Below are 6766 nucleotides of genomic sequence, written 5' to 3' on the forward strand. Positions count from 1 at the left end.
ACCCGCAGGACCGGGTTGCCGAGCTGGACCGCCAGGGCGTCACCGAAGCGCTGAACTACCCCACACTGGCCAGCCTGGTGGAACATTCCAGTGCTGATGACCCCGAGCTCACCCTCGCCATCATCCACGCGCTGAACCAGTGGATGGCCGAGCACTGGACGTACAACTACCACGGCCGGGTGTTCTCCACGCCGATCATCAACCTCTCCGAGGTCGACGCCGCCCAGCGCGAACTGGAGTACATCCTCGACCAGGGCGCGGTGGTCGCGCTGGTCAAACCCGGCCCGGTCAACGGCATCCGCGGCTGGCGCTCCCCTGCGCTGCCCGAGTTCGACCCGTTCTGGCGTGACGTGCAGGCTGCGGGCCTGCCGATCGTGCTGCACGCCAGCTTCCCGCCACTCGACGACTACGTCGGTCGGTGGGAGCCGCCTTACACGCAGAACTTCATGGCGCAGAGCGCCTTCCGCTGGATGGTGTTGGGGCACCGGGAGATCGCCGACATGATCACCAGTCTGATCTGTCACGGCACCCTGACCCGTTTTCCCGGACTGCGCATCGCCAGCGTGGAAAACGGCAGCTCCTGGATCCGGCCGCTCTTCGATGACTTCGGCGAACTGTACAAAAAGATGCCGCAGAACTTCCCGGAGCACCCGCATGAGGTCTTTCGCCGCAACATCTGGGTCAGCCCGTTCTGGGAGGGCCGCGTCTCCGACGTCGTGGACACCGTGGGATGGGACCGGGTGCTCTTCGGATCGGACTATCCGCATCCCGAAGGCCTGGCCGAGCCGAAAGGGTTCTGGAACTACGCCGAGGGGATGGATGTCCGACGCACCTACGACTTCATGGGCGACAACGCCCGGCGGTTCATGGGGCTGCCCATCGCGAACCCGGATCCCGAAGCACACAAACCGCCCGTGCTCACCGGCTCCTGATCTGACCCCGCCCCGATCAGCGGGCGAGCCTGGCCAGCACGGTGCGAACGCGCGGCGAGACATAGACGGCGAACAGCCCGTTGAACAGATCCTCGCGCAGCCTGGTCAGCGTCGAGGTCTTGATCCGCCAGTCGCCGTCGACCTTTTCGTAGGTCTCGGTGTAGTGGCCGTAGCCGCGCAGATTGATCCCGGGACCGAGGCGCACCACATCTTCCAGCGCCCAGATCCCGTGCGCGGTGGTCGGCGAGTCCAGTTCGATGTCGGGTGCGTGGACCTGGTGAACGGTGGGCTGATCGCGCAGGCTCTTCCGCGTGAAGGCCACGAAGGCGTCGGCTCCGGTGACGACTTTGCCGCCTGCGGCCGAGGTGTCGCCGACGAAGTCATCGGCGAACACAGTGCGCCAGGCCACCCAGTCCTTGGTGTCCAGGTAACGGCAGTAGCGGGATTTCAGGCGCTTGATCGCCTCGATGTCCGCGGCGGCGTCAGTCACGGTTCGTCGCCGGTTCATAGCGCAGCATCGTGACGTCGTGGTCGGGGTAGTCGCAGAACACCGGCTGCACCCGCATTCCGACCGCCAGATCGGCGGGATCGACGTTGACCAGCTCGGTGGAGAACCGCGGGCCCTCATCCCATTCGACGATCCCCAGCAGTTGCGGCACCGCGCCGGCGAAGTGCGGTCCCACCGGCCGGCGGGCCACGGTGAAGGAGTACAACGTGCCCATGCCGGATATCTCGCGCCATTCCAGGTCGTCGGCCAGGGTGCGTGGGGCGCGGACTCGCGGGTAGAACACGTAGCTCTGTGAAGACGGCGAGTACTGGATGACAATCCGGTGCTGCGCCAGCGCATCCCAGAACGGCGCGGTGGTCGGGGTTTTGACCGGCATCGGTCGCTCGAAGCTCATCATCGGCTAGTCCCCTTCCAAAATGAGGGTCGTCTGTTCCGACAGGATTCCGCCGTTGCCCGAGACGAAGGCCCGGTTGCAGTCGGCCACCTGGGCCGCCCCGGCCCGGCCCATGATCTGACGGGTGGCGTCGCAGACGTGGTGCATGCCGCCGGCCAGGCCGGCCTGCCCGAATCCGAGTTGGCCGCCGGCGGTGTTGAGGGGGAAGTCACCACGGAAGGTCAGGTCGTGATCGGCCAGGAACTGCATGCCTTTGCCTTTCTCGCAGAAGCCGGCGTCCTCCAGCGAGAGCACCACGGTGATCGTGTAGCAGTCGTAGATGGAAACCATGTCCATGTCCGCGCGCGTCAGATCGGTCATCGCGAACGCGGTATCGGCCGCCTCACGGATCGGGGTGGTCAACAGGTCGGCGGCGTAGGTCGGGGTTTTGAACGGCACGTGCTCACCGAAACCCCTGATCCACACCGGCCGGTTGCGGGCCCGCTTGGCGATCTCCGCGCTGGCGATCACCACGGCTGCTCCGCCGACGCAGGGCATCACGATCTCCAGCATGTGCAGCGGATCGGCGATCACCGGGCTGGCCAGGACATCCTCGACGGTCAGCGGCGTGTCGCGCCAGATGGCGCCGTCGGTGTGGTTGGCGTTGACACGCTGATCGACCACCAATTTGGCCATCGCCCGTTCGTCGTAGCCGTAGACGGCGCCGTAGCGGGTGGCGACCTGGCCGTAGGGGCCGTTCTGCCCCAGGTTGCCGTAGGGGATCTCGAACTCTGCTTGCGGAGAGCCGAATTGGTTGCTCGACGAGCCGAAGAACATCGCGTCGACCAGCGGCTTGGGCTTGCGTTCCGACATCGGGGTGATGTAGCGGGCGGGCAACGCGCACAGCACCACATCACAGATGCCCAGCTCTATCGCCGCTGCGGCGCGCCACACCATGGCCGCCGCACTGGCCCCGCCCAGGTCGACGAGCTCGGCGAACCGCGCTGGAAAACCGAGATATTCGGCGATCGTGGAGGGAACGAAGATCTCGGACTCGCCCAGGTGCGAGGTGACGATGCCGTTGACCAGCTCACCGGAAAGGCCCGCGTCGCCCAGTGCTGCCGCGCTCAGCTCTGCCCACTGCTCCAGCGTGAACGGGGCCGGCGTCGCCTTGTTCATCCGCTCCGGCGGCAGCTCGACGTAGCCGACGATCGCGGCGTCGCCACGTAGTCCCATGTGGTGTCCTCATCTCATCTGCGGGGTAGGCCGAGGATCATCTGCGCGATGATGTTCAGCTGAATTTCCTTGGTACCGCCTCCGATCAGCTCGGCCGGAGACAACAGATAGGGCTCGACGACGGCCGGGTCGGAGTCCACGACCATGGCCAGGCGCCCGACGGTGGCCAGCGTCGCCCGGAAGGTACGGCGCAGCAGCACGTTCATCGCCACTTTGGCGATGCTCGAGGACGCCGCCAGGCCCGTGCCGTCAAGCATCCTGATGGTCTCGCGCACCCCGAGCGCCCTGATCGCATTGGCGTAGGCGTCCAGTTCGCCCAGCGCGCGCACCGCGTCGTCGCGCGAACGCCCCGCGGCGGCGGCGATGGCCCGTAACGCGACCGCCCGGTCGTTCTCGACGTATGCGCTGATAGCAGTGCGCTCTTGGGCCATCGTGGTGATCGCAAGCTGCCAGCCCTCGGTGGGCCCGCCCAGCAGCATCTCGTCGGGGACGAAGACGTCGGTGAGGAACACTTCGTTGAACTCGGCGACTCCGGTGGCCATCTGAATCGGCTGGACTTCGATACCCGGCGAACGCATGTCGACGACGAAGTAGCCGATACCGCGGTGTTTGGGCGCCGCGGGGTCGGTACGGGCGAGCAGCGCCCCGTAATCGGCGCGCTGGGCCGCCGAGGTCCAGATCTTGTGACCGTTGACAAGCCACCCGCCGTCGACCTTGGTCGCCCGGGTGATCAGCGACGCCAGATCAGAGCCGGCGCCCGGCTCGGAGAACAACTGGCACCAGGCGAGTTCACCGCGCTGGGTGGCCGGAATCAGCCGCTGCGCCACCGGCTCGGACGCGGCGTGGATCAGCGATGGCAGGATCCATTCGGCGATGCCCAGCGACGGCCGGACCAGTCCGGGCCGTTTGGCGAACTCCTCGATGATGATCAACTGCTGCAGGGGGGAGGCAGCCAACCCCCACGGTGCGGGCCATTGCGGAGCGACCAGTCCGGCTTCGGCGATCAGGGTGCGCTGCGGGCCGGTTTCGAAGTGCGGGTAGTCGCCCTGGCGCCCCGGGCCGTCATTGGCCAGAGCCGCAGCGGCGTCGAGCGTTGCGGCGACACCGGCCCGGAACTCGGCCTCGGCGCCGCCGAGATCGACGGCGAAGTCCCGCTGCTGCCCGACCGCCAGTTCACCGAGTCGACGAGCCCAGTCGGTTGCCGCGCCGATCGAGGCGGCGATGCTGGTGGCCCGGCGCCAATACAGGTGCAGATCGTGTTCCCAGGTGAAGCCGATGGCGCCGAACATGGTCAACGTGTCGAACACGGTGTCCGGACAGGGCACGACCGCCGTCAGCGCCGCGGTGGCGGCGGCCATCCGGTGCTGCTCAACGGTGTCGGTGACGGCCCTGAGCGCGTCCCAGGCCGCGGCGCAGGCCAGCTCGGTGTTGACCAGCAACATGGCCGCCTGATGCTGCAGTGCCTGAAACGTGCCGATGGGCACGCCGAACTGCTCTCGGGTGCGCAGATGCGAGGTGGCCGCCCCCACGCACCACCCGGCGATGCCGGCGCACACCGCTGCGGCCAGTCCCACGGCGACGTAGTCCGCGCGCTCGGTGTCCACACCGGCCAGGAAATCGCCGGCGCGCGCCGGGCAATCAACCAAGGTGATGGTGGCCAGGTCGGTGAGCAGGTCGGTCCCGGCCACCGATCTGATCTCCACCGGAGCGCCGAAGGCATCGACCACCGTCCACAGGTCGGTTCCGTCGTCACAGCGGGCGCAGACCAGCAGCAGCCCAGCCGAGCGGGCGCCCGGAATCACCTCGGAGACACCGCTGATCCGCCATCCGTCGCCCGTTCGCGCAGCGGTGAAGTCTGAATGGCCGGCGAGCACCACCGTGGCCGGCGTGCCGGCAGTGAGGGAGCGCAGAAAACGCTCCTGCGCCGGGGTGTCCGCGCCGAGCAGGGCGACTGCTCCGGCGGTCACCGTCGGCAACAACGGCCCCGGCAGCGACACCGCACCCGCGGCCTCGAGGACCGCGGCGGCGTCGTGCAGCCCACCGCCTTGTCCGCCGTACTGTTCCGGGATGTGGACCGCATGAAACCCGTTTGCGACCAGGTCGTTCCACCAGGAAGGCAATTCTCCGCTTGCCAGCGCGTCGAGCGCCTTACGGGTGTCGGCCATCGGGGCGTGCCGGGCGGCGAACTGCCGCAACGAGTCACCGAGCTGGCGTTGTTCGGCACTGAGCGTCACGCTCACGAGCCCTCCTCATGTTCTTCGCGTGCACTCTGGGATTGGATACGCGCAGCGGTCTCGCGGACGGCCGCGCCGAGTTCGGCGACCTCCCCGGCGGTCAGGGTGGCGAAGGGCGCGATTCCCACCGACATGACGGCGGTGCCGTCTGCGTCGCGAACCGGGGCTGAGACACTTGCGACCGGATGGTGCTCACCCAGTGCGAGTTCGTCGGGCAGGTAGTCGACCTCGGTGAGATCGGCGAAAGCGGTGGCGACTCGCGCGGTGATCTCGTCGGGCTCGCCATCGGCAGCCAGGGCTTGCAGCGCCGAGTACACCCGGATGTACTCGCGACTCATCCGGTCGATCGCGTAGCCGCGCCGGCCGACTTCGTCGAGCACGGCGGCCAGCCGGCGCCGCAGCCGCGGCGACGGAGCGCCGAGCCCACTGAGCCAATCCTTCTTGACAGCCGCGCTGGTCCCGGCGATGAACTCGCGGCCGAAGGGCGCCACCAGTGGCATCCGAAATCCGGGCTCGAGCCGCAACCCGGCGATCGACTCCCCGACCGAGTCGATCACCACCACCGTCGCCCCTTGCCGAACGCCGAGAATCGCCTGCCTGCCGACCGCCGCGAAAAGCCGCTGCAACTCGGGCCGGAAGGCCTGCTTGTTGACCGGGCGCGCCAAGGCGGACAGGGCCGGCCCCCAGGAGTATCGCCCGGTGTGCCGGTCGCGCACCAGCCACTGGCGATCGGCGAGGGTCGCCAAGATGGCGTGGCAGGTGCCGTGGCTGATGCCCAGGGTGTGCGAGATCTCCGAGAGGGACCGGTGTCGCTGCGGGTCGGCGGCCAGCAGCTCAAGGATCCGCATCACCCGCTCGGTCGGCGGCGATGACACCGGGCGGCCCTCGCCCACCGCATCGCTCGCGCCGCCCGTCATACTTTCGAAAGTTACGTCGAATAATCGACGCTCGCAAAATCGGCCGGGAAACCTCAGCCGGCGGCGGCGACCCGCGCCCGCTCGCGCACCGAGGCCACCACGCCGCCGTCGTTGAGGATGTCGGTGCCGGTGAGGTAACCCGCCTTGGCGCTGACGCAGAACGCCATCAGTTCGGCCATCTCCTCGGGTGTGCCCCAGCGCGGGACGGCGGCGTCGGCGACCAGTGCGCCGGCGCCGGCGTGCTCCTCCAAGCGGCCCATCTCGGTGTCCACCGATCCCGGCGAGATCGAGACGATCCGCAGACCACGGCCGTTGAACCGCTCGGCCTGCGCGCTGGAATACCAGCGCACGAACGCCTTACTGACCCCGTAGGCGATGCCCGAACGCAACTCCGGCGGCATGGCGTCACACACCGCCGCCATGGCCTCGGCGAACCCGCCGGGGTCCTGCAGCGCCAGCGAAAATCGGTCGGCGGGTATCAACTCCTCCGGCATCAGGTGCGCGGCCATCGATGCGACGTTGACGATCGCGGCCCCCTCGGGCGCCACGGCATAGAAGACCTCGTT

General features: G+C 68.2%; 7 protein-coding genes. 1 reads left to right on the top strand and 6 read right to left on the bottom strand.

The window, feature by feature from the left end:
* A partial coding sequence (locus LI92_RS18980; RefSeq protein ID WP_046321712.1) for an amidohydrolase family protein occupies positions 1-932 on the top strand: 932 nt, incomplete at its 5' end.
* Positions 933-948: 16 nt separating this feature from the next.
* Here the strand turns inward: LI92_RS18980 and LI92_RS18985 are convergent.
* From LI92_RS18985 to LI92_RS19010, 6 genes are all read right to left on the bottom strand, one after another.
* Positions 949-1422, bottom strand: a complete 474-nt coding sequence (locus tag LI92_RS18985) for a nuclear transport factor 2 family protein (protein ID WP_046321715.1) — start codon at positions 1420-1422, stop codon at positions 949-951.
* Positions 1415-1837 (bottom strand): Zn-ribbon domain-containing OB-fold protein, encoded by a 423-nt coding sequence (locus LI92_RS18990; RefSeq protein WP_046321717.1) that lies wholly within the window; start codon positions 1835-1837, stop codon positions 1415-1417. Before LI92_RS18990 ends, LI92_RS18985 begins: the two co-directional genes overlap by 8 nt.
* Before the next feature lie 3 nt (positions 1838-1840).
* A complete protein-coding gene (locus LI92_RS18995) occupies positions 1841-3049 on the bottom strand; it encodes a thiolase family protein (protein ID WP_046321719.1) in 1209 nt (402 codons plus the stop codon).
* 14 nt (positions 3050-3063) lie between these two features.
* Positions 3064-5289: an acyl-CoA dehydrogenase family protein gene (locus LI92_RS19000; RefSeq protein WP_046321720.1), complete on the bottom strand. Its 2226-nt coding sequence runs from the start codon at positions 5287-5289 to the stop codon at positions 3064-3066.
* Positions 5286-6200 (bottom strand): IclR family transcriptional regulator, encoded by a 915-nt coding sequence (locus LI92_RS19005; protein ID WP_052740861.1) that lies wholly within the window; start codon positions 6198-6200, stop codon positions 5286-5288. The genes LI92_RS19000 and LI92_RS19005 overlap by 4 nt, the downstream gene beginning before the upstream one ends.
* A gap of 53 nt (positions 6201-6253) precedes the next feature.
* On the bottom strand, positions 6254-6766 hold a 513-nt coding region (locus LI92_RS19010; RefSeq protein WP_046321721.1), incomplete at its 5' end, for an SDR family oxidoreductase.

Source organism: Mycobacterium sp. UM_Kg1 (assembly GCF_000972925.1).
Classification (GTDB): Bacteria; Actinomycetota; Actinomycetes; order Mycobacteriales; family Mycobacteriaceae; genus Mycobacterium; species Mycobacterium hiberniae.